Annotated in this window: 24 protein-coding genes; 16 read left to right on the forward strand and 8 right to left on the reverse strand. The window is 70.0% G+C overall.

Annotation, left to right across the window (positions count from 1 at the left end; translation table 11 throughout):
* Nucleotides 1–2: 2 nt before the first annotated feature.
* The 8 genes from V3W46_RS14220 (at nucleotide 3) to V3W46_RS14255 (ending at nucleotide 8,979) form a co-directional block, all read left to right on the forward strand.
* Nucleotides 3–962: an ABC transporter permease gene (locus V3W46_RS14220; protein WP_331783785.1), complete on the forward strand. Its 960-nt coding sequence runs from the start codon at nucleotides 3–5 to the stop codon at nucleotides 960–962.
* Nucleotides 959–1,825: an ABC transporter permease gene (locus tag V3W46_RS14225; RefSeq protein ID WP_331783786.1), complete on the forward strand. Its 867-nt coding sequence runs from the start codon at nucleotides 959–961 to the stop codon at nucleotides 1,823–1,825. The genes V3W46_RS14220 and V3W46_RS14225 overlap by 4 nt, the downstream gene beginning before the upstream one ends.
* Nucleotides 1,822–2,640 (forward strand): ABC transporter ATP-binding protein, encoded by an 819-nt coding sequence (locus tag V3W46_RS14230; RefSeq protein ID WP_331783787.1) that lies wholly within the window; start codon nucleotides 1,822–1,824, stop codon nucleotides 2,638–2,640. The genes V3W46_RS14225 and V3W46_RS14230 overlap by 4 nt, the downstream gene beginning before the upstream one ends.
* The gene (locus tag V3W46_RS14235; protein ID WP_331783788.1) at nucleotides 2,637–3,458 is read left to right on the forward strand and encodes an ABC transporter ATP-binding protein; all 822 of its coding nucleotides are present in this window, start codon (nucleotides 2,637–2,639) and stop codon (nucleotides 3,456–3,458) included. The genes V3W46_RS14230 and V3W46_RS14235 overlap by 4 nt, the downstream gene beginning before the upstream one ends.
* Before the next feature lie 11 nt (nucleotides 3,459–3,469).
* Nucleotides 3,470–5,188, forward strand: coding sequence for a CocE/NonD family hydrolase (locus V3W46_RS14240; protein WP_331783789.1), 1,719 nt, complete (start codon nucleotides 3,470–3,472; stop codon nucleotides 5,186–5,188).
* Nucleotides 5,185–5,640 (forward strand): DUF3237 domain-containing protein, encoded by a 456-nt coding sequence (locus V3W46_RS14245; protein ID WP_331783790.1) that lies wholly within the window; start codon nucleotides 5,185–5,187, stop codon nucleotides 5,638–5,640. Before V3W46_RS14240 ends, V3W46_RS14245 begins: the two co-directional genes overlap by 4 nt.
* Nucleotides 5,641–5,687: 47 nt before the next feature.
* A complete protein-coding gene (locus V3W46_RS14250) occupies nucleotides 5,688–7,343 on the forward strand; it encodes an amidohydrolase (protein ID WP_331783791.1) in 1,656 nt (551 codons plus the stop codon).
* 109 nt (nucleotides 7,344–7,452) lie between these two features.
* Complete coding sequence (locus V3W46_RS14255; protein ID WP_331783792.1) at nucleotides 7,453–8,979, forward strand: PucR family transcriptional regulator; 1,527 nt, start codon at nucleotides 7,453–7,455, stop codon at nucleotides 8,977–8,979.
* Nucleotides 8,980–9,042: 63 nt separating this feature from the next.
* Here the strand turns inward: V3W46_RS14255 and V3W46_RS14260 are convergent, their stop codons facing one another.
* A complete protein-coding gene (locus V3W46_RS14260) occupies nucleotides 9,043–10,632 on the reverse strand; it encodes a CoA-acylating methylmalonate-semialdehyde dehydrogenase (protein ID WP_331783793.1) in 1,590 nt (529 codons plus the stop codon).
* A gap of 167 nt (nucleotides 10,633–10,799) precedes the next feature.
* Between V3W46_RS14260 and V3W46_RS14265 the strand changes: the two genes are divergently transcribed.
* From V3W46_RS14265 to V3W46_RS14275, 3 genes are all read left to right on the forward strand, one after another.
* Nucleotides 10,800–11,168 carry a hypothetical protein gene (locus tag V3W46_RS14265; protein WP_331783794.1) on the forward strand — a complete coding sequence of 123 codons (369 nt, stop codon included), beginning with the start codon at nucleotides 10,800–10,802 and terminating at the stop codon, nucleotides 11,166–11,168.
* Nucleotides 11,169–11,299: 131 nt separating this feature from the next.
* Nucleotides 11,300–11,452 carry a hypothetical protein gene (locus tag V3W46_RS14270; RefSeq protein WP_331783795.1) on the forward strand — a complete coding sequence of 51 codons (153 nt, stop codon included), beginning with the start codon at nucleotides 11,300–11,302 and terminating at the stop codon, nucleotides 11,450–11,452.
* Nucleotides 11,453–11,458: 6 nt separating this feature from the next.
* Nucleotides 11,459–11,755, forward strand: a complete 297-nt coding sequence (locus V3W46_RS14275) for a glycosyltransferase (protein WP_331783796.1) — start codon at nucleotides 11,459–11,461, stop codon at nucleotides 11,753–11,755.
* Here the strand turns inward: V3W46_RS14275 and V3W46_RS14280 are convergent.
* Both V3W46_RS14280 and V3W46_RS14285 read right to left on the reverse strand, forming a co-directional pair.
* A complete protein-coding gene (locus tag V3W46_RS14280) occupies nucleotides 11,752–12,945 on the reverse strand; it encodes an acetyl-CoA C-acetyltransferase (protein WP_331783797.1) in 1,194 nt (397 codons plus the stop codon). The genes V3W46_RS14275 and V3W46_RS14280 overlap by 4 nt on opposite strands.
* 14 nt (nucleotides 12,946–12,959) lie before the next feature.
* Complete coding sequence (locus tag V3W46_RS14285; RefSeq protein ID WP_331783798.1) at nucleotides 12,960–14,177, reverse strand: acyl-CoA dehydrogenase family protein; 1,218 nt, start codon at nucleotides 14,175–14,177, stop codon at nucleotides 12,960–12,962.
* A 143-nt stretch (nucleotides 14,178–14,320) separates the two neighbouring features.
* Here V3W46_RS14285 and V3W46_RS14290 point away from each other — a divergent pair, with 143 nt between their 5' ends.
* Nucleotides 14,321–15,151 (forward strand): helix-turn-helix domain-containing protein, encoded by an 831-nt coding sequence (locus V3W46_RS14290; RefSeq protein WP_331783799.1) that lies wholly within the window; start codon nucleotides 14,321–14,323, stop codon nucleotides 15,149–15,151.
* Nucleotides 15,152–15,237: 86 nt separating this feature from the next.
* On the opposite strand, the gene V3W46_RS14295 is transcribed toward V3W46_RS14290, so the two are convergent.
* From V3W46_RS14295 to V3W46_RS14305, 3 genes are all read right to left on the reverse strand, one after another.
* On the reverse strand, nucleotides 15,238–16,212 hold the full coding sequence (locus V3W46_RS14295; protein WP_331783800.1) for an NAD(P)-dependent oxidoreductase: 975 nt from the start codon (nucleotides 16,210–16,212) through the stop codon (nucleotides 15,238–15,240).
* 311 nt (nucleotides 16,213–16,523) lie between these two features.
* A complete protein-coding gene (locus tag V3W46_RS14300; protein ID WP_331783801.1) occupies nucleotides 16,524–17,474 on the reverse strand; it encodes a ferritin-like domain-containing protein in 951 nt (316 codons plus the stop codon).
* A 156-nt stretch (nucleotides 17,475–17,630) separates the two neighbouring features.
* On the reverse strand, nucleotides 17,631–18,935 hold the full coding sequence (locus V3W46_RS14305; protein WP_331783802.1) for an LPXTG cell wall anchor domain-containing protein: 1,305 nt from the start codon (nucleotides 18,933–18,935) through the stop codon (nucleotides 17,631–17,633).
* 236 nt (nucleotides 18,936–19,171) lie between these two features.
* Here V3W46_RS14305 and V3W46_RS14310 point away from each other — a divergent pair, with 236 nt between their 5' ends.
* Both V3W46_RS14310 and V3W46_RS14315 read left to right on the forward strand, forming a co-directional pair.
* Nucleotides 19,172–19,813, forward strand: a complete 642-nt coding sequence (locus V3W46_RS14310) for a hypothetical protein (RefSeq protein ID WP_331783803.1) — start codon at nucleotides 19,172–19,174, stop codon at nucleotides 19,811–19,813.
* 111 nt (nucleotides 19,814–19,924) lie between these two features.
* Complete coding sequence (locus V3W46_RS14315; protein WP_331783804.1) at nucleotides 19,925–20,770, forward strand: dienelactone hydrolase family protein; 846 nt, start codon at nucleotides 19,925–19,927, stop codon at nucleotides 20,768–20,770.
* Between the two features lie 2 nt (nucleotides 20,771–20,772).
* On the opposite strand, the gene V3W46_RS14320 is transcribed toward V3W46_RS14315, so the two are convergent.
* Nucleotides 20,773–21,870 (reverse strand): MBL fold metallo-hydrolase, encoded by a 1,098-nt coding sequence (locus V3W46_RS14320; RefSeq protein WP_331783805.1) that lies wholly within the window; start codon nucleotides 21,868–21,870, stop codon nucleotides 20,773–20,775.
* Nucleotides 21,871–21,976: 106 nt separating this feature from the next.
* On the opposite strand from V3W46_RS14320, the gene V3W46_RS14325 reads away from it, so the two are divergent.
* Complete coding sequence (locus V3W46_RS14325) at nucleotides 21,977–22,888, forward strand: SCO6745 family protein (protein WP_331783806.1); 912 nt, start codon at nucleotides 21,977–21,979, stop codon at nucleotides 22,886–22,888.
* Here V3W46_RS14325 and V3W46_RS14330 read toward each other — a convergent pair.
* Nucleotides 22,848–24,128 carry an ion channel protein gene (locus V3W46_RS14330; RefSeq protein ID WP_331783807.1) on the reverse strand — a complete coding sequence of 427 codons (1,281 nt, stop codon included), beginning with the start codon at nucleotides 24,126–24,128 and terminating at the stop codon, nucleotides 22,848–22,850. The genes V3W46_RS14325 and V3W46_RS14330 overlap by 41 nt on opposite strands.
* Before the next feature lie 178 nt (nucleotides 24,129–24,306).
* Here V3W46_RS14330 and V3W46_RS14335 point away from each other — a divergent pair, with 178 nt between their 5' ends.
* A complete protein-coding gene (locus V3W46_RS14335) occupies nucleotides 24,307–25,752 on the forward strand; it encodes a DUF2252 domain-containing protein (RefSeq protein WP_331783808.1) in 1,446 nt (481 codons plus the stop codon).
* Nucleotides 25,753–25,778 lie beyond the last annotated feature (26 nt).

Consider the following 25,778-nt stretch of genomic DNA (forward strand, 5'->3'; position numbering starts at 1 on the left):
CGATGCACTACCCACTCGTTTCGCTCGCGATGCGCAAGGTCGGCGAGCTGGTGGTGACGCTGTTCGTCGCCAGCGTGCTCATCTTCTCGCTCGTGGCACTCGTGCCCGGCGATCCGGCCGCTGCGCTCGCGGGCGGAACGAGGCCGAACCCCGAGACGCTGGCAGCGATTCGCCGCCAGTTCAGGCTCGACGACCCGATCTGGCAGCGATACCTCGGCTGGATCGGCGATCTGTTCACCGGTAACCTCGGCACCTCGTTCGTCTACCGGGCGAACGTCACCGACATCATCGGCCCGAGAATCGGCACCAGCCTGCTGCTGGTCGCCTACTCGGCGCTGATCATCCTGGTCGTCGGTGTCGGCGTCGGCGTCGCCGGGGCCCTCGGCAACCGTGTCGTAGATCGCGGGCTGTCTGTTCTCACGGCCATCGCGATGGGCGCACCGACCTTCGTGGTCGCGATCTTCTTGATCAGCGTGTTCGCGCTCGGCCTGGGCTGGTTTCCGGTGTTCGGTGCCGGCGACGACTTCGGCGACCAGCTGTATCACCTGACGTTGCCGGCGATCGCGATGAGCTTCGCGTACTTCGCGTTCGTCGCCCGCATCACCCGATCATCGGTGCGGGGCGAGATGTTCTCCGAGCACGTCGAGACGGCGAGGAGCAGGGGGCTTGCTCCTCGCCAGTACATTCCGCATCATGTGCTGCGAAACGCGTCGGCGCAGATCTTCTCGGTGGCCGGCCTCACCATCGCCTCCCTGTTCGCGGCGACCGTCGTGGCCGAGCAGGCCTTCGGCATCAACGGCATCGGGTCGCTGTTGGTGCAGAGCGCGGCCCGGCAAGACCTGCCGACGGTGCAGATCATCTCGCTGGCCATGGTGTTCGCCTTCGTCGTCGTCAACACGGTCGTCGACATCGTGAACGCCGCCATCGATCCACGCACCGCCACGAGAGGAAGAACGGCATGAGCGTCGCACAACTCGCGGCCGGGCGCAGCACGCCGAGTGTGCTGCGCCGGGCATCCTCTGTCGGCTGGCTCACGGTGGCGAGCACGGTGTGGATGCTCGTGCTGGTCATCGTGGCCGTCATCGGGCCGCTCGTGGCCCCGTACGACCCCACCGCCCTCGACCTGATGAACGTGTACGCGGGCCCATCCTCTGCCCATCTGCTCGGCACCGACGAAACTGGCCGGGATATTCTGTCGCGCCTGCTCGTCGGCACTGCGCCGACGCTGGCGGGGCCCGCGCTCGTGGTGTTGATCGCGGGGGCGGTCGGTGTGCTGCTCGCCCTCTCGATGGCGTGGCTCGGCGGCCGGTTCGACGCCTTCCTGTCGCGTGTGCTCGACATCATGTTCGCGTTTCCGGGCATCATCGTGGCCATCGTCGCGGTGTCGATCTTCGGTGCCGGCTTCATCGCACCGGTGATCGCGCTGTCGATCGCCTATATCCCGATCATCGCGCGAATCCTGCGCACCTCGGCCATCCGCCAGCGCAACCTGCCCTACATCGCGGCACTCACCGTGCAGGGTGCGTCGCCTGCGCGCATGTGGCTCACCCACCTGCTTCCCAACCTGCTGCCGATCATCACGGTGCAGCTCGTTGTGAGCTTCAGCTACGCGATTCTCGACATCTCGGCCATCTCGTACCTCGGCCTCGGCCTGCAGCCCCCGGCCACCGACTGGGGCCTGATGGTGGCCTCGGGCCAGCCCGCGGTGATCGCTGGGCATCCTGGGCAGTCGATCAGCGCGGCGGTCGTCATCGTCATCACCGTCGTGGCCCTGAACCTGATTGGCGACCGCCTGGGCGAGCACTTCGATGTGGAGCAACGATGAGCGAACACCTGCTCGATGTGAGCGGACTCACGCTCGACCTGAAGGTCGGCAGGGACTACAAGCCGATCATCCTCGGCACCTCGTGGTGGGTCGACCGCGGCGAGGCGCTGGCGCTGGTGGGGGAGTCGGGCTCGGGCAAGTCGCTCTCGGCACGGTCGGTCATCCGGTTGCTGCCGCCAACCGCCCGGCTCGGCGGCGACGTGGTCTTCGACGGCGTCTCGATGCTGTCGGTGCCGCCCGCGCAGCTGCGGGCGATTCGGGCGAGCCGTATCGCCATGATCTTTCAAGACCCGCGGGCCTACATCAACCCGATCCACACCGTCGCCGACTTTCTCTGCGAGGGGCTCGTGCGCACCCGCGGCGTGTCGAGGTCGGATGCCCGGCGGCTCGCCGTCGACCGGCTGCACGACGTCGGCATTCGCGACGCCGATCGCCGCCTGCAGCAGCTGCCGCACGAGCTGTCGGGCGGATTGCTGCAGCGGGTGATGATCGCGGCCGCCCTGATGGCCGAGCCGACGCTGCTGCTGGCCGACGAGCCGACCACCGCCCTCGACGTGACCACGCAGGAGGAGGTGATGGCGATTCTCGACGACCTGCGCACCGAGCGCGGCCTCGCGATGGTGTTCATCACGCACGACCTCGATCTCGCCACCGCCGTCTGCGACAGGCTCGTCGTCATGCAGGCCGGCCGGGTGGTCGAGACGCTTGGCGCTGCCGAGATCTATACCGCGGCGCGCGATGCGTATACCCGGTCGCTCGTCGAGGCGCGGGCCGGCTTCGACCTGCCGGACACGAACAGGGAGGGCGTTCGATGAGCGACGTGATTCTGAGCGCCGAGGGCCTGGTGAAGGCGTTCAGTGTGAAGCGGCTCGGCGCCGGCGGGCGAGAGTCGTTCCTGGCTGTCGACACTGTCGGGTTCACGCTGCACCGCGGTGGAGCCCTGGCGATCGTCGGCGAGAGCGGCTCGGGCAAGTCGACATGCGCCCGCATGATCGTGGGGCTCGAGCGGGCCACCGCCGGCACACTTGTGGTAGAAGGCCGCGACTGGAACATGACCAGGCGCCTCTCGACGGCCGAGCGTCGACGGCGCGGCGGCGTAGTTCAGATGGTCTTCCAAGACCCGTACCAGTCGCTCGATCCACGCCAGCGCGCGGGCGACTGCATCGACGAGGCACTGCGCCTGCACACGGCCCTCTCGCCGGTGGCCCGGCGGGCTCGGGTCGCCGAGCTTTTCGGCCAGGTGCGGCTCGACCCGGGCATCGGGCAGGCGTATCCGAAGACCCTCTCGGGCGGGCAGCGCCAGCGCGTCGCCATCGCCCGTGCGCTCGCGGCCGAGCCGCGCATCCTGATACTCGACGAAGCCGTGTCGGCGCTCGACGTGTCGATCCAGCGCGACGTGCTCGCGGTGCTGAGTGGGATCCGCGCCGACACCGGCGTCTCGTTCCTGTTCATCTCGCACGACCTGCCGGTGGTGCGCTCGCTCTGTGACGACGTGGTCGTTCTGCGCAACGGCACTGTCGTCGAGGCGGGCCGTGTGCAGGCGGTGCTCGACGATCCGCAGAACGACTACACCCGGCGCCTCATCGACTCTGTTCCCCGGCGTGGCTGGAAGCCGCGCCGCCGGGCCGCCTGAAAGGAAAAGCAGTGTTCTCACCCCTCCGCATCGAGCCGGGGCCCCTCAGCGAGCTCGCGACGCAGAAGTTCGTGCGCATGCGCGACGGTGTGCGCCTGGCCACGGATGTGTACCTGCCGGGCGGCGACGTCACGCCCGGCGAGACGATTCTGATTCGCCTGCCCTATGACAAGAACGGCGAGTACACGTTCATCCCGCCGATCGCCGCGTACATGATGGGGCGCGGCTACCGGGTGGTGGCGCAGGATGTTCGGGGCAAGTTCCGCTCTGAAGGCGAGACGCTGCTCATGGTGAACGAGGCCGCCGACGGCTACGACACCATCGAGTGGATCACCCAGCAGGAGTGGTCGAACGGCCGCGTCGCCATGTGGGGCGACAGTTACTACGGGTTCACCCAGTGGGCGGCCGTGTCGAGCCAGCACCCCGCGCTGCGGGCGATCTCGCCCCGCGTCACGGGCACTCAGCTCGGCGAGCCCGTGGTCGCGCATCCGGGTGACGTGACGCGCCGCGTCGACTGGGCCGTGACGCTGATGTACCCGCTGACTTTCTTTCACTCCAACCCCACCTACCACTGGGATCTCGACTGGTCGAAGCGCCCGTTCACCGATCAGATCGAGGCGTTTCTGGCACAGGTCGGCCAGCGGTCGATCTCCTATGACCAGTGGTACCCGCACCCCGTGCACCTGCGCCGCTTTCCGTTCGGCAGCCCGTTCGAAGCCCGCGCGATACCGGTGCTGCAGACCATCGGCTGGTGGGACAACTGCGCGCCCCTATCGTGGGCAGACGTGGCCGAAATCGAGAGACGACCGGCCTGGGCATCGAACCACTACCTGCGCATCGAGTCGATCGACCATGAGAGCTACGGCCTGCTCGACCGCCCCGAGAGCAGGGTGTCCGAGCGCAGCCCGCAGCAGATCGAGGCGCTGCTGCCCGGCATGCTCGACCCCGCGCTCGACTTCTTCGAGGTGTTCGTGCGTGACAACGGCGACGCCGGCCGTGTGCCGCGGGTGGCGTGGAACCTCGCAGGCGAGGAGGGCATGCGAACCAGCCCGTCGTGGCCGCCGACCGGCGTGCGGCCGGTGACGCTGCGGGCCGAGGCCGGTGGCACTCTCGCCGTCTCGGCGGCACCGGCAGAGTCGGCGGCAGAAGGCACGGCGCCGGTGACGCCGGCGGCGCCGGGCGCCCTCGCCGAACCGGCGACGGTCGTCGCCTGGCTGCACGACGCGGCCGACCCCGTTCCGTCGAGTGTCGAGAATTCCTTCGCTTTTCTGCTCGACAAGCCCGATGAGGCCGCCCTGGGTCGGCGCGCCGACGTGATCGTCTACGAGTCCGCGCCTCTGGCGACGCACGTCGAACTCGTCGGCCCGGCGCATGCCACTGCGATGATTTCGTCGACCGGGCCCTCGATGGACCTCTTCGTGCGGCTTCTCGACGTCGACGAGCAGGGGGGTGCCCTGCGCATCGCCCGGGGCCAGGTTCATCTGGTGCACGCGACGACGCCCACCTCTGTCACCATAGATCTCACGCAGCTCGGGTACCGGCTCGACGCCGGGCACCGGCTGCGCGTACACCTGTCGAGCAGCGACTCGCCTGAGTTCCTGCCCCAGCCGGGCACCGGGGCCGATCCCTGGTCGGCTGTCGACACGACGCCCAACACCCAGTCGCTCACCATCGGCGGGCCTGACGGCTTCTCGCTCACCCTGTCTGTTCTGCACGGAGACCTCTCATGATGAACCCCACCCTCGAGTTCGCCTTCGAGATCCGCGTCGACGTGGGCGAGGGTCACCACGTCGGCCGCGGGCCCGATGAGAAGCTCCACTTCACCCCGATCACCGGCGGAACGGTCGACGGTCCCCTGCTGCAGGGGCGCGTGCTCGCCGGGGGCGGCGACTGGTCGGTCGAGCGTTCGGGCACGACTGAGCTCGAGGCGCGCTACCTGCTCGAGGCGGCAGACGGCACCGTGATCGACATTCTGAACCGGGGTTACTACCGGGCATCCGACGACGTCACGCGCCGGGTCGAGTCGGGTGAGAACGTCGATGAGACCGAGTACTACTTCAGAACCGCGCCGGTCTTCCAGACGGATGCCCCTGCCCACCGCTGGCTCGCCGAGAACCAGTTCATCGGGCTGGCCCGCGACGAAGACGGCCAGATCTGCATTCGAATCTTCGTGCTGCGGTGACGCCCCGCGCAGCACTGCCGGTTCGGCCCATGATGGAGAGAGACTCGATGCACTACCCGCAGACCGTCTTCATCGGCGGCGACCTCTACTCGGCCGGCTGGTCGTCGTCGCGGCGGGCAGCGCTCGCCGTTCGTGACGGCGCGGTGGCCGCAATCGGCTCCGACGACGATGTGCGCGCGCTCGCCGGCCCATCGACCCGGGTGGTCGACCTCGGTGGACGGATGCTCGTTCCGGGCTTCCACGACGCCCACGCGCATCCCGTCAGCGGCGGGGTGGAGCTGCTGCAGTGCGACCTGAGCCCGGCGCGGAGTGCCGCCGAGTGCCTCGACCTCGTCGCAGGGTATGCGCGCGAGCATCCGGCCGAGCCATGGATCGTCGGCGGGGGCTGGGCCATGACCCACTTCGAGGGCGGCACGCCGACCAGCGCCGCGCTCGACACCGTGGTCGCCGATCGGCCCGTGGTGCTGCTGAACCGCGACCACCACGGCGCCTGGGTGAACTCCGAAGCGCTACGGCGAGCCGGCATCGACCAGTCGACCCCCGACCCCGCCGACGGCCGCATCGAGCGTGACGCGGGCGGCGCCCCGTCCGGAACGCTGCACGAGGGCGCCATGGCCCTCGTCGATGCGGTGCGCCCCGTGATCGACCAGGAGTTCGCCTACAGCGGCTTTCTGCGCGCCCAGCACGAGTACTTTCGGCAGGGCATCGTCGGCTGGCAAGACGCCTACGTCGGCGCGACTTTCGGCCTCGACGACCTTCTCGACGTCTATCTGACGGCGCTCGACCGCGGCACACTCACCGCCCGTATCACCGCCGCCCTGTGGTGGGAACGCGCGGGCGGCCTCGCCCAGCTCGACTCACTCGTCGAGCGGCGTGAGCTGGTGCGGGGCAGGCGACGGGCCGACGTGCTCGACGCCGACACGGTGAAGATCATGGTCGACGGGGTGGCCGAGAACTTCACCGCCGCGATGTCGTCGCCCTACCTCGATGCGTGCGGGCACCCGACAGGCAACAGCGGGCTCACGTTTGTGGCAGCCGAACAGCTCGCCGAGTATGTGACGGCGCTCGACGCGGTGGGGTTCAGCGTGCACTTCCACGCCCTCGGCGACCGCGCCGTCACCATCTCGCTCGACGCGCTCGAGGCGGCGCGGCGTGCGAACGGCGTCAGCGCCGGCCGGCACCACCTCGCCCACCTGCAGGTCGTCGGCGAGCGTGACGTGGTGCGCTTCGCCGAACTCGGCGCCACAGCGAACCTGCAGATGCTCTGGGCCACCGTCGACAGCCAGCTCGCCGACCTGACCTTTCCGCACCTCGAACCGGCCCTGGTCGAGCGGCACTACCCGTTCGGCGACCTGGTTCGGGCCGGCACGGCGCTGGCCGCCGGCAGCGATTGGCCGGTCTCGACGGCCGACCCGCTGGCGGCCATCCACGTCGGGGTGAACCGCGTCGACGCGCACGAACCCACCGCACCCCTCGGGTTTCCCGAACAGGCACTCGACCTGCCTACCGCACTGTCGGCCTACACCGCCGGATCGGCGACCATCAACGGGCGCGGCGCGTACAGCGGCCGTCTGCGGGTCGGTTACTCAGCCGACCTGGCGGTTCTGTCGCAGAATCCGTTCGTCACCGGCCCCGAGTCGATCGGCGACACCAGCGTGCTGAGCACGTGGATCGACGGTGCAAGCGTCTACGAGAGCGAGTAGGCGCCGTAGCGCCTCGCCGCCCGCACTGGGGATGGGCTGCGGGCGGCGGGCGGTGCCGATATGTCCAGCAGATTGCGCCGAACCGCCAGAGCGGAACGAGAATGTACCCATGCCCACGACGCTGAGAATGCTGCTCGACGACTCTGCCCTGCAGCTGACCATGATCGCCGGCGCGGCCGCAGACGATGCCGTGCTCGAGCGGCCGGTGGCGTGGGTGCACAGCTCAGACCTGGCCGATCCGACGCCCTGGCTCGAAGCCGGCCAGGTGCTGCTGACCGACGGCGTGCAGTTCAGCGCCGCTGCAGAAGCCGGGTTCGCCGACGCCTACGTCGCGCGGCTGCGGGCCAGGGGAGTGCTCGCCCTCGGGTTCGCGACCGAGATCGTGCACGCGGGCATCCCGAGCGCCCTCCTTCAGGCCTGCGACAGGCAGGGGCTGCCGCTGTTCGAGGTGGGGGCGAAGACGCCGTTCATCGGCATCATCCGCCGGGTGGCCGACGTGATCGCCGACGAACGCCAGGCGCGCCTGCAGTGGACCCTCGACGCCCAGCGCGCCGTCGCCCGAGCCGCGCTGCGCACCGACGGACTCGGTGCGATTCTGGCCGAGCTGTCGCACCGGCTCGACACGTGGGTGGTGCTCTTCGACTCGGTGGGCGAGGTGGTCACCGTGCCGCAGCTCGACAGCGCTCCCGCCGATGCTCTGCCCGAGCTCGCGGCCAACGCCACCCGGCTGCTCGCCCGCGGTTCGCGCGCCGGCCTGCGGCTCGTCGAGGTGAGCGGGGGTGCGACGATGCAGACGCTCGGCCACACCGGCAGCCTGCGCGGCGTGCTGGCGGTGGGCACGGCCCTGCCGCTCGACCCGGCCGAGAACGACCTCGTGTCGAGCGTCATCGCCCTCGCCAGCATCGCGCTCGAACAGCAGCGCACGCTCGACCTGGCGCGGCGGCACCTGCGCAGCGGGGTGCTCGAGCTGCTGGTGGCGGGGGTGGTCGAAGTGGCCGACCGCACCGCTCAGCCGCTCTGGGGGCGGCTGCCCGACGAGCCGGTGCGGGTCACGCTCGTCGACGCCGACGGGCAGGCCCTGCTCGACGAGCTCGAACTGCTCAGCACGGCAGAGGCCGGCTCGGTGTTCTTCGCCGAACGGGGGCGGTCGGTGGTGATGGTGACCGCGGCCGACCAAGGCACGATCGTGCATCCGGTGCTGGCGAGGTGGGGGTTACGCGCAGGGGTGTCGACGCCGGCGGGCTGGCGCGAGCTCGAACGTGCGCTGCGTGAGGCCCGCCGCGCTCTCGACAGCGCCACGGCCACGGCATCGGTGGTCGACTTCGACGACCTCGCCCAGCACGGCCTGCACGGGTTGCTCGCCGCCTCGGGGGGCCGCGCGATCGCGGAACGGCTGCTGAAGCCGCTCGACGGGTTGCCGCCGGCCGAGTCGACCCGCTTCGAGGCGTCGCTCCACGCCTGGTACCGCCACAACTGCGTGTGGGAGTCGGCCGCGCGCGAACTCGGCGTGCACCGCCACACACTGCGCAGCCGGGTCGACGCCGCGGCCGAGCTGCTCGGGCTCGACCTCGACGACTTCGCCGCGCGCTCCGAGCTGTTCAATGCGTTGCAGCTGCGCCGCGAGGCGATCGGATGACCGGCCGGGGTCTGGCGTCTGCCGAGCAGTGCGCGGGCCGCCGCCGAGCCCGGCCGCGCCACCTCAGTTCTGCGGAAAACCCAGGTCGACCCCGCCGTGGCTCGGGTCGAGCCAGCGCGATGTGACCGCCTTCTGGCGGGTGTAGAACCGCACGCCCTCGGCGCCGTGCGCCTTCGTGTCGCCGAACAGCGAGTCTTTCCAGCCACCGAACGAGAACGTGGCGGCGGGCACCGGAATGGGAACGTTGATTCCGATCATGCCGACCTGCACCTCGTTCTGGAACCGCCGCGCGGCACCCCCGTCGTTGGTGAAGATGGCCGTGCCGTTGCCGAACGCGCCGCTGTTGATGAGGTCGACGCCCTGCTCGCACGAGTCGACGCGCACGATCGACAGCACCGGGCCGAAGATCTCCTCCGTGTAGGCCCTCGACGTCGTCGGCACCCGGTCGAGCAGGGTCGGGCCGAGCCAGAAGCCCGATGCATCGCCGTCGACGCTCGTGCCACGACCGTCGACGACGACCGTCGCTCCGTCGGCTGCTGCGATGTCGATGTACGAGGCCACCGTGTCACGGTGCGCCTCGGTGATGAGCGGGCCCATGTCGCAGGCCCGTCGCCCGTCGCCGACCCTCAGGCGCGCCATGCGTTCGGTGACCTTCGCGATGAGTTCGTCGGCGATCGGTTCGACGGCGACCACCACGCTGACGGCCATGCAGCGCTCGCCCGCCGAGCCGAATCCGGCGTTGATCGCGCTGTCGGCCACGAGGTCGAGATCGGCGTCGGGCAGCACGAGCATGTGGTTCTTCGCGCCGCCCAGAGCCTGTACGCGCTTGCCGTTCGCGGTGCCGGTCTCGTACACGTAGCGGGCGATCGGCGTCGAGCCGACGAACGACACGGCGGCGACATCAGGATGCTCGAGCAGCCCGTCGACCGCGGCCTTGTCGCCGTTCAGCACCGTGAAGACGCCGTCGGGCAGGCCGGCCTCCTGCCAGAGCCGGGCGATCCAGAGTGCGGCGCTCGGGTCTTTCTCCGAGGGCTTCAGAATGACCGTGTTGCCGGCCGCGATCGCGATCGGAAAGAACCACATCGGCACCATCGCCGGAAAGTTGAAGGGCGAGATGACACCGACCACGCCGACGGGCTGGCGCAGCGAGTAGACGTCGATGCCGGTCGACACCTGCTCGGAGTACTCGCCCTTCAGGTGGTGCGCGAGCCCGGTCGCGAATTCGACGACCTCCTGCCCGCGCGTGATCTCGCCGAGGGCATCAGAGAGCACCTTGCCGTGCTCGGCCGTGATGATCTCGGCGAGTTCGCCCTTACGGGTCTCGAGCAGGTGCCGGAAGGTGAACAGAATCGCCTGGCGCCGGGTCAACGAGAGGTCGCGCCAGGCCGGAAAGGCGGCCCTGGCCGAGGCTATCGCGGCCGCGATCTCGCTGGGGCCGGCCAGCGCGACGCGCTTCGAGACCTGCCCGAGGGCGGGGTCGTATACGGGCGCCGTCGCCGTCTGGGGCCCGACGTGCTCGCGCCCGTCGATCCAGTGCGGAACGATCGGCAGGTCGGCGTCGGTACGGTCGGCGTCGGGCAGGTCGGCGGCAGTGCGGTCGGCGACGGGCAGGTCGGCGTCAGACGTGCCGGCGTCGGTCGTGGGGCTGGTCATCGTGGCGACTCCAATGCGTGGGGCAGATCGGCGGGTGGCTCAGGCCACGCTACGCACCGGCGCATCACTCTCCCCTCACGAACTGGCCACCGCGAGGCATGTGGTTCGACACTTCGGCAGAGCCCTAGACTGGCACCGGAATGCGCGGATATCCGGAGGGGAAAACAGTGTCGACAATCCTGGTATGCGCCACGCCCAACCACGGTCACGTGGCGCCGATGGTCGAGATCGCCCGCCGGCTCGCCGACCGCGGCAACACCGTCACCGTGCTCACCGGCTCGCGCTTCGAGCCACGCGTCGTCGCTGCTGGGCTGGCCGCCGTCTCCCTCGAGGGCACGGCAGACTTCGACGACCGCGATCAGGCCTCGTACTTGCCCGACCGTGACCGTTACCGCGGCATCGCCCAGGCGCAGTACGACATTCAGACCATGTTCATCGAGACCATTCCGAGCCAATTCGGCGTACTGCGGCCCCCGCGAAGCGCTGCCCGCGTCGGTCGCGTTCGTCGGGGCGGTGCGTCCGGCGCCTCACCGTGATTCCCCACTGCCGGAGTGGTGGTCGCAGCTCGACGAGTCGCGGCCGATCGTGCACGTCACGCAGGGCACGATGGACAATCACGATCGGCCGACTGATCATCCCGAGCATCCGTGCCGCTCGTGACCGTGACGTGCAGCTCGTCGTCTCGACGGGCCGCGACGACGGCGAGGCCGAGCTGATCGAGGCGTTCGGCGCAGTGCCGCCGAACGTCTTCGTGGCGTCGTACCTGCCCTACGAGCTTCTGCTGCCGCGAATCGACGCCATGATTACGAACGGGGGCTAGGGCGGGGTGCAGCAGGCGCTCGCCCATGGCGTGCCGCTCATCGCCGCGGGCGACACCGAAGACAAGCCCGAGGTGTGCGCCCGCATCACCTACAGCGGGGTCGGCATCGACCTCAAGACGGGCGCTCCGGATGCCCGGCAGCTCGGCGACGCCCTCGACCGCCTGCTCGCCGAACCGGGGTACCGCGCGGCCGCACGCCGCATCGCGGCGGCCATGCGGCGGCACGACGCCCTCGCCGAGATCGCCGCCGAGGTCGAGACGCTCGCAGCCACGGTCACCGCACGCCGGGGCTCTGCGGGTTAGGGCACGCGCAGGATGAGGGCTTCGCCCTGGCCGCCGCCACCGCAGAGCGCGGCGACCCCGGTGCCGCCGCCGCGATGCTTGAGGGCGTAGGCGAGGTGCAGGGCGAGGCGGGCGCCTGACGCGCCGACGGGGTGGCCGAGCGCGATCGCGCCGCCGTTCTGGTTCGCAAGGCCCGGGTCGATGCCGAGGTCGGCCGACGACTGCAGCACGACCGAGGCGAAGGCCTCGTTGATCTCGATGACGTCGAGCGCCTCGACGCCGATGCCTTCGCGCTGCAGGGCCTGCTTGATGGCGTTCGAGGGTTGCGAGTGCAGCGATCCGTCGGGCCCGGCGACCTGCCCGGCCGAACCGATCTCGGCGAGCCACTCGTAGCCGTTCTCGGCCGCCCACGCCTTGCTGGTCACGACCAGCGCCGCCGCACCGTCGGTGAGCTGCGATGCACTGCCGGCCGTGATCGTGCCCTCGGGCCGGAAGGCGGGCTTCAGTTTCGCGAGCGTCTCCACGGTGGTGTCGGGCCGGATGCCGTCATCGGCCGACACCACCACCGGCTCACCGCGGCGCTGCGGAACGCTGATCGGTTCGATCTGCTCGTCGAAGAGCCCCGACGTGCGAGCCGCGGCGGCGCGCTCGTGCGATGCGGCCGCGAACGCGTCCTGCTCCGCCCGGCGGATGCCGCGGGTGCTGTTGCCGTCGTCGGTGGCCTGGCCCATGATCTTCTTGTCGAACGGGTCGATCAGGCCGTCGTAGTTCAGGGAATCCTCGAGGGTCTGGTTGCCGTAGGGGTGCGCCTGCCTCGACTTCAGCAGCAGGTGCGGCGCGTTCGTCATCGACTCCTGCCCGCCCGCGACGACGACATCGGCCTCCCCGACCCTGACCAGCCGCGCCGCGTCGATCACGGCGGTCAGCCCCGACAGGCACAGCTTGTTGATCGTGACCGTTGGCACATCCCAGCCGATGCCCGCGCCGATGCTCGCCTGCCGCGCCGGCCCCTGCCCGCTGCCGGCCTGAATCACCTGCCCCATGATCACCTGGTTCACCGCCGACGCAGGCACCCCCGACCGATCGAGCGCCGCCCTGATCGCGTGCGCGCCCAACTCCGGCGCGGTCAGCGCCGCCAGCGCCCCGTTGATCTTCGCGAACGGCGTGCGCGCCCCGCTGAGGATGACGGGCGTCAGGTCTCGTACAGTCATGATGTTCTCTCCGATCAGGCGAAAGCCGAGTATCCGGTGATGTCGCGGCCGATGAGCAGCGCCTGGATCGTCTCGGTTCCTTCGTAGGTGTGCAGCGATTCGATGTCGGCGAAATGCCGGGCCACCCGGTTCTCGAGCAGAATACCGTTGCCGCCCAGCAGGTCGCGAGCGTTCGCCGCAATGCTGCGTGCGGCCCGGGTCGCGGTGTACTTGCCGAGGGCCGCCGACGGCCCGCTCAGTCGTCCGGCCTCGTCGCGCCGGGTCAGCGCCACGATGAGGGTCTGCAGGCTGGTCAGCTCGCTGAGCATGCGCGCCAGTCTCTCCTGAACGATCTGTGAGGCCGCGAGTGGCCGGCCGAACTGGATGCGCTGCAGCGCGTAGTGCACAGCCGTCTCGTAGCAGGCGGTGGCGTGGCCGAGGGATGCCCAGGCCACCCCGAGCCGCGTGGCCTGCAGCACGCGCGAGGTGTCGGCGAAGCTGTTCGCCTCGGCGAGCCGCGCGCTGCCGGGCACCTTCACGGCGTCGAGCGTGATGCGCGCCTGCCAGATCGCTCGCAGCGAGGCCTTGCCGGTGATGACCTCCGCCGAGTATCCGGGTGCCTGCTGCGGCACGAGGTATCCGTGCACCTTGCCGTCGTCGCCGCGCGCCCAGACGACGGTGACGTCGCCTACCGAGCCGCTGCCGATCCACTTCTTGTGGCCGGTGATCTCGTAGCCGTCGTCGACGCTCACGGCCCGCGTCTCGAGGCTCACCGAGTCGGAGCCGTGGGTGGGTTCGGTGAGTCCGAACGCCCCGATCTTCTCGCCGCGGGCGAGCGGGCCGAGCCACTCGGCCTTCTGGGCGTCGTCGCCGAGCAGGGCGATCGAGCGCAGAGCGAGCGCTCCCTGTACGGCGATGATGGTGCCCACCGAACCGTCGCCGCGGCTGATCTCGGCCATCACCAGTCCGGCGGCGAGGGCGCTCTGGGGCGGCATCCCGTCGACGTCGACGCCGTCACGCAGCAGGTCGAGTTCGCCGAGGCGGCGCAACAGGTGCAGCGGATACTCTGCCCTGTTCCAGTAGTCGTCGATGACCGGCAGCACCTCGTTCTGCACGAAGGTGCGGGCCCGGTCGCGAAAGGCCAGGTCGTCGGGCGACAGGTCATCGAACACGCCGGCGACGTCGGGGTCGAGCGGCTCGGTCAGCACGTACTCGGGCTCGTCGGTGCCCTGCTGGGTGCGTTCGGTGCTCATCGCGTGCTCTCGTCGGTGCTGGTGCTGGTGCTCGTGCTCGTGTCTGCGGGCGCAGTAAGCTTCACATGGTACTCAGTGTCAAGTCAAGAAACTGAGTGTCAGATTGCCTCGGCTCGACCCTAGAAGGTGAGGTGACATACCGCATGACGAATCACACCCTCGTCGACGAGGCGCTGCTCGACAGCGCCGTCGTGGCGATCGACCTGCTGGCCGATCGCGGCTACGACGCGACCAGTGTGGATGATCTGGCCGACGCCCTCGAGGTGAGTCGCAGCACGTTCTTCCGCCGGTTCCGCACCAAGGAGGACATCGTGTTCATCGACCACGCCTACCTCCTCTCCCGTCTGGCCGAGGTGCTCGCCGGTGCCCCGGCCGCGGGCCGAATCCCGGCCACCACCTCGGCCGCAGCACGCGCGCGTGCCGCCACCGCCGAAGCGCGCGCCGCCGCCGCCTCGGCCGCTCCACACGCGCGCGCCACTACCGCCGAAGCACACGCGCGCGCCACCACCGCCGCGCCCGCCGACCCCTTCGCGGCGGTCAACCGCGGATGCATGATGGTGTTCGACCACCACGTCTCGCGCCCCGGCCCCACCCTGCGGCGCCGCGACCTGCTGCGCCGCACCTTCTCCCTGCGCGAGCGCGAACTCGTCATGTCGCACCGCTACGAGCGGGTGTTCACGACCTTTCTGCAGGCGAACCTGCCGCCCGGGCATCCGGCCTGGATCGTGAGCGCCTACGCCGCGGCCGCCGTCGCCCTCAACAACGAGGCCCTTCGCGCCTGGTTCGACGAGCAGTCCGATGCCGTCTCGCGCCGCCTCCAGGCCGACCTGGGCGCCCTCGCCGACACCTTTCGCGCCCTGGTGACCGAGGCCCCCGCTGTCGCCCCGTCGCCCCGCGTCGTCGTCGCCCTCTTCGACCCGGCTGCTCCCGCCGACGACGTGCTGGCGGGCATCCGCGAGGCCCTCACGCAGTAGCAGGCGTCCGGCAGCAGGCGTCAGGCGTCAGTCGCCAACCGCCGGTGATGGCGCGCAGCCCGTCGGGCGTTACGGGCAGAGCCCCCTCAGCGCACGCGGTTGACGAGTTGTCCGCCGCCGCGCAGGGCCGCCAGGTTCGCGCGCACGAGCTCGCTGGCTCCGCGCGGCCGGTTGCCCGCGACGTGCGGTGTGAGAATGACTCCGGGCGCATCCCACAGCCCGGAGCCTTCGGGCAGCGGCTCGACCTTCGTCACGTCGAGGGCGGCGACGCGCGGCGTGCCCGCGGCGAGGCCGGCCAGCAGGGCATCCTCGTCGACGGTCGGGCCGCGCCCCACGTTCACGAACACCGCGCCCGGCTTGAGCCGGGCGAAGAGCGCTGCGTCGAAGGTGTTCGCCGTCGCCGCAGTGGCGGGCAGCAGCGAGACGAGCACGTCGGTGTCGGCGAGGGTGGCTCCGGCGTCGTCGGGCGTGACGACAGTGAAGCCGTCGCGCTCGCCCGGGCTGGTGGCGACTCCGGTGACGGTGCTGCCGAGCATCCGCAGCAGCGGAGCGAGCCGGCCGGCGATCGAGCCGAAGCCCCAGATGGTGACGTGGCCCCCGTCGAGCGTGTACCTCTGGGCCGTCGCAGGGTCGGCCTGGGCCCGGTTGAAGGCGGTGTTCCATTCGTGCCGGTGGCTGGCGTCGATGAGGTCGTCGAGGCGGCGAACGGCGGCGAGGATGAGCGCCAGCGCATGCTCGGCCACCGTCGCGTCGTGCAGCGAACGCCCCGACGTGATGGCGACCGCGTCGTCGAACCCGGCGTCCAGTACGGCGTCGGGGCCGGCAGCCAGGGTCTGCACGAGCCGAAGCGCCCCGAGTCTGTCGACCGCATCGGCCAGGTTCTCGGCGGAGTTGCCCCACACCACCAGCACCTCGGCGTCGCGGTCGGCGTCGGCGAACGGCCGCTCGGGGTCGTACAGCACCACCTCGTCGGCCGGGCCGCTGGTCGCGTCGGCACCGTCGGCACCGCCGACACCGCCCGTGAGGTCGAGTTCGATGGTCTTCGGAGCGAGAATCTTCATCACCGCCACCCTACGGCAGGGCGGATGCCCGGCACGGCGGGGCGGATGCGCGTCGGCGGCCGCCGCCCGCACCGACACCGGGTACCTCAGAACATTCTCGAGCTCGCCCACCCGCCCGCAGCGCCGGGCCGATCACCCTCGTCGCCATCTGCTCACTATCGAGTGTGCTGGCGCCCAGGCGGTGGGGCCGCCCGTGAGAAAATCCTTAGATCGGCCCGTCGCGCCGCGGCGCGCCGCGCCGCGCCGCGCCGTTAAAAGGTGATCGGGGCCCGCACCGTCTCCGGCACGAACCCCGACCCTCCCCAACAGCGCTACGACGCAGCGCCACCGCTCGTGTTGAGGTCGCCGTTCACGCCGCCCGGAAAGAAGCCGCCCTTTGTGACGGCCTTCGGGTTCAGGTAGGCGATGTTCAGCACCTGGCCCGGCGTGCGGCTGAAGGTGATGCCGTTCTTGTCGGTCGGAACCAGGTTCGCCACACCGTTCACCGTGATGCCCTGGTCGAGGTCGGTGCTGCCGTCGAGGCTGTCGCGGGCATCCGAGATCTTGTTGACCGTGTCGTTGATCGACGGGGTCTCGATGCCCAGCCCGAACAGCGTCGAGCGCACGATGCCGGCGTGGTAGGCCTCGACCGAGAGGATGCCCGCCGCCGCCTCGAGATAGGTCTTGTTGGTGATCAGCGGCGCCGCGCCCTTGTAGGCCGTGACTCCGACGTCTTCGAAGATGAACGCGCCGATGAGGAAGCTGACGTCGTCGGCGTACGGGTCGAACGTCTGCCCCGGCTTGATGACCCCTGCCGCGGTCGCCGCCGCCGTGAACGCGTCAGAGATGTTGATCGCGGGGCGCGCGACCGCAGCCGAGCCGAGAGCGGCGCGCAGAAATGCGACGTGCGCCTTCTCGTCGGCAGCGATCTCGGTGGCGTAGGCCTTCACGGCCGCGTTCTTGAAGTTCACCTGCTTGCCGCCGGTGACAGCACCCGCGGTTCCCTTGCCGGCGATGAGGCTCGACGGCAGGCCCGACCCCGTGACGGCGTGCAGGTAGAACTCGGCCTCGAGGTATTCGAGGTTCAGGGCGAAGTTCAGAATCGAACCGTCGCTGATGGGTGCGGCGGCCTGGGTGACCGCGGCCGCTCCCATGGCGGGCAGCAGCACGGCCGCGCCGACGCCGGCGGCGCCGAGGCCCGCCGCGGTCAGCAGGGCGCGGCGGTCGAGCTTCGTCTCCGAGCTGCGGTTGATGGCGTTGGTGATGAATTTGTCGTCGAACATTTTTTCTCCAAATTGTGAAGGGTTCGCGATGCTCCTACGCGAGCATCCAGTGGGTGAAGCGAGTGTGGTGCGTGACGTGTGGTGATGCGGATGATCAGACGAACGGGTCGAACGACGGCGCGGCCGAGCGACCGCACCGTGTTCGAAACGTTCGGGCTAGACGCCGGCCTTACGGCGACGCGCGAGGAACAGGCCGCCGCCGACCAGCAGCAGAACTCCGGCGATGCTGCCGATGCCCATGCCGTCGAGACCCGTCGAGGCGAGCTGTGACGGGCTGGTGGCGCTACCGTTGCCCGAGCTGCTGCCGCCGGTGCCGGCGGGAGTGGTCGGCGTGGGCGTCGGGGTGGGCACCGGGTCGGCCGTGACGGTCACGGTCGCGCTCACGGTTCGGCCGCTGCGTACTCCGGCCACCGCGACCGTGTAGTCACCCACGGGAGAGTTGCTCGGCAGAAGCAGGGTCGTGGCGAAGCTGCCGTCAGTCTCGTCCGCGAAGAACTCGTCAGTTCCGAGGCCAGCGAGAACCACGGGCGTACCCGACGGGTCTGCCACGGCCACCAGAAGTTGCTCTGACGGGCTGAAGCCGGTCGACGTGAGGGCGGCTCCTGTCGTCGAGCTGGCTGTCACCGTCTCAGAGGTGGGGGCCAGTGTCAGGCTCAAGGGAATCAGCGGCACGGGAGGGGTCGCGAAGAAGAAGGCCACGGCCTGTCGGGTGGCGCCGGGCAGCTCGTTTCCGTCGGCGTCGGTCTGGTAGACCAGCACTCGCACTCCGTCGAAGGGCGCCTCTGAGGTGGCGGTTCCGCCGCCCGGCTCGTAGTCGCTGAAGTCGGTGGCGATCGAGAACGTTCCGTCTACGCCGATCTTTCCGGTTCCGGCGGTGTCGTTGTGACCCGAGCGCCCGGTGTACTGGATCTCGACGGTGCTGCCGGGGGTGCCGGTGCCCTCGAACGTGGGCGTCGCGGTGTCGACGGTGCTGCCGACTTCGGGCGAGGTCACGGCGAACGGACTGGCGGGTACGGCGGGCGTGGCCAGGGTGAAGGTGACCGGAACCTCGGTGATGACAGTGGCAGCCTTGTTGTCGGTCAGCTCTTGCACGGTGACCGAGACGACGGTCTGGCCGGGCGTCAGGTCACCGAAGTTCGCCGTCGTCGTCCAGCTGCCGTCGGGGTTGACGTCGGCGCCGCCGAACACAGCCGGTTCCTTGTCTCCCGAGGCTGCCGTGTACAGAATCTGCACGGTGTCACCGTCGGCGAGGCCGGTGCCGGTGAAGCCGACGAGGTTGTCGACCCCGGCGTTCGGCACGTCGAGCTGGCCGTCGGTCGGCGACGTGACCGTGAACGAGTCGGCGGCGAAGGCGGCCGGCGCGAACGCGATGGCCGGAACCACGGCGAGAGCAGCGGATGCCCCGACGATGCTGAGGCGGGTGAGCAGTCTCTTGGGGCTCGACAGAGTTCTCTCTGGCATAGGGGGCTCCTGGGTTTGTAGGCGACAAAGGAAGGAAGCGCCCCCTGCGACGGCGACATCGAGAGTCAAGGTATCCCACTCCTTGAGAATTGTCACGGGATTGTTTATGAACATTCCCAGACGCCATAATTGTGGGTCGCTTGCACGTGGTCGAGGTTTGCAGCGCAGGTGCCTCCCACCCCCAGCACAGAAGCCGATCGCTAGGCTTGCTGCGACGAACGAGCGAGAGTCAGGCGATGGTCGGCAAGAAGCGGCGGGCACAGAAGGCGGGCAGGCGCACCAGGCGCTCGTTCTTCCCTGTCGACGCTGCGGCGATCGCCCGAGCCGTCGAAGAGGGCGTGCTGATGTCGCGCACCGCCCTCACCATGGCCACGATGAACCACATCATCATCGGAGCTGTGCGCGACAAGGTCGACTACAACCCCGACGAGATCACGGCGTTCGTCGAGGCCGAGCTGCACCAGCTGACGCTCGAGCAGGCCGGGCTCGCCGAGCACATGAAGAACCTGCAGCGCGAGTTTCCGCCCATGCCGAAGAAGTCGCGCACGGTGGCCGACTTCCAGTGGCTCACGCAGCGACGGGTGACCTATTCGGCGCTCTCCTCCGAACTCGCCCGGCTGACCTCCGACCCCGAGTTCATCGCTTCGGCGGTCGACGCCTCGCAGAAGTGGGCGTGGTCTGAACTCAGCAGGGCCATCGAGGGCAGGCTCGAGGTCACCGCCGACCTGCGCTCGTCGCCCGACTACGCCCTCGAACGAGAGCAGCGCATGCGCGAACTGCGTGAGGTCGACCTGGCGGCGCTCGCCGCCGCGCACGACCTCGATGAGGCGGCCGGGCCCCTCGAGGTGACGCCCGAGCCGCGACGCAAGACGCGCTGACGCCGGCGACGCATGCTCGTGCACTGAAGACGGATGCTCGTGCAGTGATAATGCATGGTCGTGCATGAAGACGGATGCTCGTGCAGTGATCTCGTGGGATTGAATAGGAGTATGAACCCCGTCTTCTCCGCCCCCCTCCCCGCCGGCCTCGACTCCCTGCTCACCTCGCAGCCCGAACAGGGCCCGGTCGATGCAGCCCCGGTCTCGTTCTCGGCCGACGGAGTCGACTTCGGCGGCTTCCTGGCCCGCCCCGCCGACACCACGCCCGCCACCACCGTCGCTGACGCGCCCGCCACCACCTCGCACGCCGGGCCCGCCGACACCCTGCTCCCCGCCGTGCTCGTCTTCTCCGACTGGACAGGCCTCAACGACCACTCCCGCGTGCGCGCCACCATGCTCGCCCGGCTCGGCTACATCGCGCTCGCCGGTGACATCTACGGCGGCGGTGTCGAGCTGTCTCAGCAGGAGGCGCCCCAGCGCGCCGGGTCGTTCTACGGCGACCCGGCCCTCTTCCGTTCGCGCGTGCAGGCCGACCTCGACTACCTGCGCTCGCTGCCCGGTGTCGACCCGGCGCGCATCGCGGTGATGGGGTACTGCTTCGGCGGCAGCGCCTCACTCGAGCTTGCGCGCAGCGGGGCCGATGTGGCCGGTGTCGTCGTCTTCCACGGGGGGCTCTCCACGGGCATTCCGGCCGCCCCCGGCCAGATTCGCGGCTCGGTACTGGTGCTGACCGGCGCTAGCGACCCCGTCGTGCCCGACGACGCCGTCGTCGCCTTCGAGAACGAGTTGCGGCACGCCGAGGTCGACGACTGGCAGATCGTCAGCTACAGCGGCGCGATGCACGCCTTCTCCCTGCCGGGAACAGACGCGCCCGACCACGGAGCCCTTTTCGACGCGCGTGCGAACGCCCGCTCATGGATCGCCATGAAGGCGTTCTTCGCCGAACTCTTCGCCTGAGCTCAGCGCACGCCGGCGCCCGGCTCGCCGAATGCGGCCCGCTCGCCGCGCGCGCCCGCGCCACCCAGCCCGGCGGCCGCCCGCTCGCGGTGCCACGCCGTCTGCGCCAGCGCCGACCGCAGGTAGGGGCCGTTCAGGTTCTCCCAGCCCGAGGTCCAGTAGAGCTGTGACGCCACCTGCCACACGGTGGCGTCGGGGTTCTCGGCCAGAATCGCCGCGGCCTGGCGGGTGCGGCCCTGGTGGTGCTCGGCCGATTCCGCGCGCCGTTCGGCGACTCCGGTGAACCGGTAGCCGTGCCCGGGAAGCACCTCGACCTGCTCTTCCGGGTCGTCGAAGGGCGCGAGCCGCTCGAGCGCGGCGAGATAGTCGCTGACCGGGTTGGTGTCGGTCGGCCCGCCGAGCCCCAGCCCCGAGAAGATGGTCGGTAGCAGGTGGTCTCCGGTGACGAGCAGGTTCTCGCCCTCGAAGGCCAGGCAGATCGAACCGTTCGTGTGCCCGGGCGTCGTGATGACCCGGATGCCCACCCCCGGCACCCCGAGATCGTCGCCGTCGTCGAGCAGCACGTCACCCTCGATCGCGTCGCCGGAGCCCCCGCTGCCGAACCCGCTCCCGAGCTCGGCCACGCGGTCGGCCGGAACGCCCCACTCGGCCGGAACCGCGGGGCGCCGCCGGGCATCCGGGCCACTGCCCACCGACGTGGGGGCCGTCGCCGACCCCGGCGCTGCGGTCAGCGCAGTGATCGCGGCCTGCTCCACCCGGCCGAGCTGCACCCGCACCCGGCTGGCCGCACGGTAGCGATGCGTCATGCCGACGTGATCGGGATGCAGGTGGGTGAGGGTGAGTGAGGCGACACTGGCCGTGTCGAGCCCCAGTTCGGCGAGGGCCGCGAGCACCCGCTGCCAGTTCTCGTCGGAGTCCCAGCCGGCGTCGATCACATGCACGAGCCCGTTCTCGTCGATGACGAAGTAGCTGAGCACATACGGTAGCGCGGGGGTGGGCATCGCGAGCGGCAGGGCCCAGATGTGTGGCCGCACCTGCTCGAACGGCGGCACGGAGCCCTCGGCTGTGGCGTCGAACTGGCTGCTGCTGGTGACTCTCATACGTCGACTTCCCGGTCGCTCGGTGGGGTGGGGGTTTCTCCTCCACTGTTTCACACCCGCGCACCCCGCGGCCCCCGGGTGCCTAGACTCGACCCCAAGGAGAACCATGCCCACACCAGAACACCTCGCCCGCGCTCTTTGGACCCTGTTCGAGCCCATCCACGCGGTCACCTACTTCTCGCCCGAGTCGCGCCAGGCCTTCGCCGACATCGGCCTGACCCGGTACTGGGACGGCTACTTCGCCGGTCGCAGCGCTCCGCTCGGCCCGATCTCGGGCGCACCGGTCGTGGCGATCTTCAGCGGCTTCGCCCCGCCACTCGTCACCCGGGCCCTGCCGTCGGTGTGGCAGACCGCCGAGCCGAACCAGGTGATCGACGCCCGCGCCGCCGGGGCCGCCGCCACCCTGCGCCGCCTCTTCGACGACGAAGCGGCCACCCGCCGTGCGGCAGAGGCCCTGGCGCCCATCGCCGCCGCCGTCGACACCATCGGCCGGCCGCTCGCCGCCGCCAACCGCGCGCTGCCGATCGACGATGACCCCTACCGTTCGCTCTGGCAGTCGACCGCCACCCTGCGCGAGCACCGCGGCGACGGCCACGTCGTCGCCCTCGTCACCGAGCAGCTCGGCGGTCTCTCGAGCATCGTGCTGCGCACCGCGCTCGACCTCGACGCGGCGACCCTGCAGCGGGCCCGCGGCTGGAGCGACGACGAATGGATGGCCGAACACACTGCCCTCACGACCCGCGGTCTGATCGACCCGAACGGTCGCGCCAGCGCGGCCGGCATCGCCGCCCTCGAACGCGCCGAGGCCCTCACGAACCGCCTCGCCGCCCAGCCCTGGGCGACGGTGGATGCCCGGCACCTGCTCGCGGTCGCCGAACTGCTGGCACCCCTCGCCCACGCCTGCCAGCCGATCTACCCGTTTCCGAATCCCATCGGCATGCCCGTGCCCTGGAACCCGTCGGCCGATCCGGCCGGCCTCACGATCTCGCCGGCTCCAACACCTTCGGCGGGTGGATGATCATCTCCGGCGCCCGCGACACCATCAGCCACACCGGCAGAATGATCACGCAGAGCACCGAGAGCAGCGCCACGTCGCCCACCACCGCCACCGCGATGAAGAGCGCCAGCCAGCCGTCGCGCGCCACGACCAGCACCACGCCGAGCACACCGCAGGCGATCGCCAGCGAGATCGGAATGTCGGGAAACACCGCTTCGGTGAGCAGTCCGAACGCGACCCCGATGAACACCGCGGGAAAGATGCGGCCGCCCCGAAACCCCGCCGAGGCGGCGATGACCAGCGCCGCGACCTTGACGAGCGTAACCACGACCAGCTGCCCGGCGTCGTAGTTCGCCCGGTCATCCACCAGCGTGCCCATTTGCGACAGGCCCTTGAAGAGCGTGATCGGGCCGCCGATCGCCCCGAGCACGCCGAGCAGCACGCCGCCGAGCGTGATGTAGACGATCGGGTACTTCAGCCCGTGGAAGAACCGGTGGAGGAACGGAAAGACGAACACCATCGCCAGCCCCAGCAGCGTCGCCGCCACCGCCACGCCGAGCCCCTCGACGAAGTAGATCGGCTGCATCGCGCCCATGCTCGGCACGTTCACGGTCAGCGTCGCGCCGCCGAGCAACCCCATCGTCACCGAGCCGGCCCCCGCGGCGGCCAGCGGCAGAAACAGCCTGTCCCACAGCGCTCCGCCCGACTTCAGCGCGGCCACCACTCCCGTGAACACCAGCGCCGCAGCAACGGGCGTGCCGAACAGGGCGCCGATGGTGCCGGCCGCCGTGAGCAGCAGAATCAGCTCGGTGGGCACCTTCGGCATCAGCCGGGCGATCAGCGCCACGAGTACGGCCGTGTTGATCGCGATGATCGGGTTCTCGGGCCCGAGGCTGACGCCGCCCGCCAGCGCGAGAATCGTGACCAGCACGAGGCTCGGGATGACCGCGAGCTTCAGAGGCGGAGCGATCAGCTCGGTCGTGGCCGAGTCGCGCGCGCCGTGCCCGGGCACCAGCCAGACGACGAGCCCGACGGCCACGCCCGACAGGGTGAGCAGAGTGAAGATCCACCATCCGTTGCCCGGGTCGACGTCGATGGTCGCGGGCAGAGTCGACCACAGGTAATGCTCGAGCTGGTCGGCGACCCACTCGAGCCCGAACAGAATGAGGGCCGAGACGATTCCGATGATGACGGCGGGAATGGCGAGCAGGGCGAGTCGACGAAGCGGCAGCGCGCCTGCCGGTGCGGTTGCGTCTGACAAAGGGCCCCTCGTTCTTGGGTGCGACCTCACCCACCTGCAAAGAACTGTAGAGCATCCGGGCCGCCCGCCGACCGGCCGAGAGGCGGGCTCATTCGAACAGGCTGATTCGGCGCCGGGATTGTTGACGCCGGTGGGCGCCGGTTCCACACTGGAGACCTACAGACCAGGCGGACCCACCATGACCGTTGTCGACCCAGCACCGACCACCACCACGAACCGCCCGCTTTCGGGCGGTTTCGAGACGCGTGCGGCTCTCGGCCGCGCCGCCCGCGAGCGGGTGCCGCGCAGAAGTCAGGGCGAATGGCAGCCGGCCGCCGACCGCCCCGACCCGGTGAGTCTGCTCGAGCAGCAGGCCGCCAGCCGGGTGCCCGAGCTCGTTCCGATTCGGTACGGCCGCATGATGGTCTCGCCGTTCACCTTCTACCGCGGGGCCGCGCTCATCATGGCCTCCGACCTGTCGACGACGCCCGACTCAGGGCTCATCGTGCAGCTCTGCGGCGACGCGCACCTGTCGAACTTCGGGGTGTTCGGCTCGCCCGAGCGCACGCTGGTCTTCGACATCAACGACTTCGACGAGACGCTGCCGGGCCCCTGGGAGTGGGACGTCAAGCGGCTCGCCGCCAGCGTCGAGATCGCCGGCCGGCATCGCGGCTTCACCGAGGCCGACCGCCGCGTGATCACGCTCGAGGTGGGCCGCGGATACCGGGAACGCATGCGCATCGCCGCCGACTCGCCGGTGCTCGACGCCTGGTACAGCCACACAGACTCCGACGAACTGATCGAGCGGGTTCGGGATGCCCTGGCCGTCGCCCCCGAGAAGAAGCTGCTCAAGCGCACCGAGGGCATCGTCGCCAAGGCCCGAACCAAAGACAGCATGAATGCGTTCGGCAAGCTCGTGCACGAGGTCGACGGCGAACTGCGCATCACGGCCGACCCGCCCCTGATCACGCCCATCGAAGACCTCGTGCCGCCCGGCCTCACCCGTGAGGCCGACGAGCAGGCCATGCGCGATCTGATCGCGAGCTACCAGACCACCCTGATCGCCGAGCATCACCCCGTTCGCGAGTTCGAGTACCTGCACATGGCGCGCAAGGTGGTCGGCGTCGGTTCGGTCGGAACCCGGGCATGGATCATCCTGCTGCGCGGCCGCGACGACGGCGACCCGCTGCTGCTGCAGGCGAAGGAGGCCCAGGAGTCGGTGCTCGCCCGGTTCGTCGGCGCGAGTGCCTACGAAGATCAGGGGGAGCGGGTCGTACGCGGACAGCGCATGATGCAGTCGGCCAGTGACATCTTTCTCGGCTGGCAGCACGTCACGGGCCTCGACGGGGTGCCGCGCGACTTCTACGTGCGCCAGCTGCACGACTGGAAGGGATCGGCCGACGTCGAGACCATCCGGCTGTCGGGCCTCAGACTGTACGCGCGCATGTGCGGAGAGACGCTCGCACGCGCCCACGCCCGGGCGGGCGACAGGGTGGCGATCGCCGCCTATCTCGGCAAGAAAGACACCTTCGATCGCGCGCTCGCCGACTTCGCGACGGTCTACGCCGATCAGAACGAGAAAGACTACGCAGCGTTCGTCGACGCCGTGCAGTCGGGGCGGCTCGAGGCGACGCCGGGACTCTGAGCCGTGCCGCCGGAACGCGCCTCATC

The organism is Subtercola sp. YIM 133946 (genome assembly GCF_036553535.1).
Lineage (GTDB): Bacteria > Actinomycetota > Actinomycetes > Actinomycetales > Microbacteriaceae > Subtercola.